The sequence below is a fragment of the Anaerococcus sp. HMSC065G05 genome, from assembly GCF_001812365.1.
In the GTDB taxonomy this organism is placed as follows: Bacteria; Bacillota; Clostridia; order Tissierellales; family Peptoniphilaceae; genus Anaerococcus; species Anaerococcus vaginalis.
In genome coordinates this window covers 1-2,626 of sequence record NZ_KV808694.1, presented here as the reverse complement: position 1 = coordinate 2,626, position 2,626 = coordinate 1, and the positions used below count along the sequence as shown (strand labels likewise).

Below are 2,626 nucleotides of genomic sequence, written 5' to 3'. Positions count from 1 at the left end.
GATAAGGTATCTGGGATATCTTCATATAAAATTTCAAGAGCATCTACATTTCCTGATTTTACAAGTGCTCTAGCATCGGCTAAATCCGGCAGATGGTTTTGTGGTAGGTTTTGTAACTGAACAAGTCTTCCTGCAAATCTTCCGGTTCTATTCGCACCATAATAGCGAAACATTCCTCTTTCCCTATTATCTGTACAGGCAGCATTTTTCATGGCTGTATACTTCTTAACAGAAGACTTTGATAACTGCTGCCTTAAAGTAAGAACTTCTACCAGTTCTTTTGTTGCCGTCTTTATTTCTTTTGCTACTTCCTTTTTTCCTAAAGACTCCATTTCAAGTCCATGTTCTGATAGCCAAGTTCTCATCTGAAAAACTGAGTTAGGATTTTCAAGTCCAGTAATTTCTGTTAGCTTTTGCATAAGACTAGCCTTTACATTGCTATCTAATTTGATTGCTGATTCAACAAGTACAGAATCAATAGCAATGCCCCTATCATTTATTTCCTGGTCTAAATAAAACTCATCCCATATATCTTCTGAAACAGGAAACTTTGATAGTTTTGCTTGGATTCCCATCTCTACTTCCACATCACGCTTGTTATACGATTTGAACTGTTCCCACTTTTCTTCATCATGGTAGTGCTTATTTCTTGTTCTACCACCGTTAGTTTTTGTTGGAGTACAAGGTACACAGAAATACTTGATTAGGTTTTTACCTTCGCTTAATTTCTGCTTATCAAGTCCTAGCACAGCACCTACTCCTTCAAGGGATAATGGAAGTCCCAGTGTTGCTGACCAAATCATGGTGCATTTCCAAGAAGTCGGATTCAAAAACATTGCCATTGATGTACTAAATTCATTATTATCATAAAAAGGATCTATACTGATACCTTTATCCCTTAAATACCTTGATAGACAAACCCTTTCAAACTGTGCATTAAATGCCCATTTACTTATGCTTTCATTGGTAAAAGCATCCAATATTTCAACAGGGATTTCCTCTCCTTTTGCTAAATCTATGACTTTAACCTCACTGCCATCAATGCTGTAAGCAAATAAGAGTATTTCAAAATCATCGGACTCAGCATATTTATATACACCACATTTTTTAAGATCTACACTGCTATAGGTTTCAATGTCAATACTGATAGTTTCCATCTTCATTACCTCCACTAAAAATAAGGGTGGCAGATTAGTGCCACCCACCATGTTACTTTCTGTTTATCTTTTCTCTGATGTCTAGATAAAGACTTACCAGCGTTTTTACTACAAAATCAAAGAGCCATGTGCCGATGAAAATAGCAATAAACCAATCAATTAATGTCATAATGACCTCCTAAGCCAAGAAGTCATCATCTTCAAGGCTTGTAAAATCATCAGCAGCATTACTTCTTCCACCAAGTGGCTCACCATCTCTAATCTTTTGAATATTTCCAAGTCCGCAGGCAATACCTTTATTTCCATTTGAGTTAAAGGCATAAAAGCTAATGGATACACGAGCATAACAGCCTGAATATACTTCACTTCTATCAAGGATAGGTTTTACAGCTTTATCTACAATTTGGGGTGCTGTCACGCTATTTGCGTTGATGAAATAATGACCTTTATAGGCCTCATCATCACGCTCAATATCCCCATCACGAAGAGGCAGTTTAATAGCAGCCTTGTTCGGTTTCTTCCCTCCAAACTTACCGATTCCTTCTTCGATTGCAGCATCAATTGCCTTTTCAATTGCCGTAATTGTTTCTTTATCATCCTTTGGAATAAGAAGAGATACACTATACTTCTCAGGTCCTCCATTGATTGATTTTGGCTCCCAACCATTAAAATATGAAAGTCTTGTGTCTTTTCCTGTGATTACCTTTGTTCTATTCATGTTTGTCATTTTAATTTTCCTCCGTTATTTCATTAAATTCGTTTTTTACATTTGTTACATTTACTTTCTGACGCTTATCTGTGTTTGGTACAAGCGTCAACTTTCCAGGTGGTTTAATTATGAGGTCACCTAGAATATCCTCAAATTTCTTCTTTCCCATCAGCTTTTGCATTTCAGTAAGTGTAATAAGACTGGTTTTAAAGATATCTGTATATCCGTTTTCTTTTGCTTTTTCGATTACAGAATCCTCATCCTTATACTTTCTTACCGACCTACCCTCTACAACCTTAAAGCCATCCCACTCTTTACCATGATTGACCGCCATATCTGTTGCATATGCTAAGATGCTATTTGCCCATGAAGTCAAATCCGGAATAACCACTAGGATTTCTTCTACTTCGGCATCTGTTAATAGTGGGGGTAGTTTAAACTCATCTTTTGCAAGTTTTAACTTTTCTTCCGCCCTTGCTCTACACCTAACTGCAGCCTTACAAAATTTGCACCAATCACCTGAGCAATATTCTCCCTCGCCTTTTATAGCCAAATCTGCCCTAGGTTTTAGAACTTCCTCTGCCCACTTCTTTAGTTCGCTTGCAGAAATCGTCCAAGTAGAAACATTCTCTCTTCGTGGCTGAAAGATTGACATACTGACTTCTTTTATGTCATATAGACTTTCATAAATTGCCAGTGCTCCAAGTGCATAACATTTCATCTGTGAATTCTCATAGGCATCCACAAGAACTCCCTGTCC

General features: G+C 37.3%; 2 protein-coding genes and 1 pseudogene. All 3 read right to left on the bottom strand.

The window, feature by feature from the left end:
- A pseudogene (locus tag HMPREF2852_RS02885) lies at positions 1–1,157 on the bottom strand (hypothetical protein); the annotation flags it as partial.
- A 178-nt stretch (positions 1,158–1,335) separates the two neighbouring features.
- Positions 1,336–1,884, bottom strand: a complete 549-nt coding sequence (locus HMPREF2852_RS02880) for a DUF2815 family protein (protein WP_070605863.1) — start codon at positions 1,882–1,884, stop codon at positions 1,336–1,338.
- A 1-nt stretch (position 1,885) separates the two neighbouring features.
- Positions 1,886–2,626: DUF2800 domain-containing protein (locus tag HMPREF2852_RS02875; RefSeq protein ID WP_148130542.1), on the bottom strand; the 741-nt coding region annotated here is incomplete at its 5' end.

Excerpts from the sequence above, each read along its gene's own strand:
- HMPREF2852_RS02880 (WP_070605863.1), bottom strand. The coding sequence starts at position 1,884 with ATGACAAACATGAATAGAACAAAGGTAATCACAGGAAAAGACACAAGA.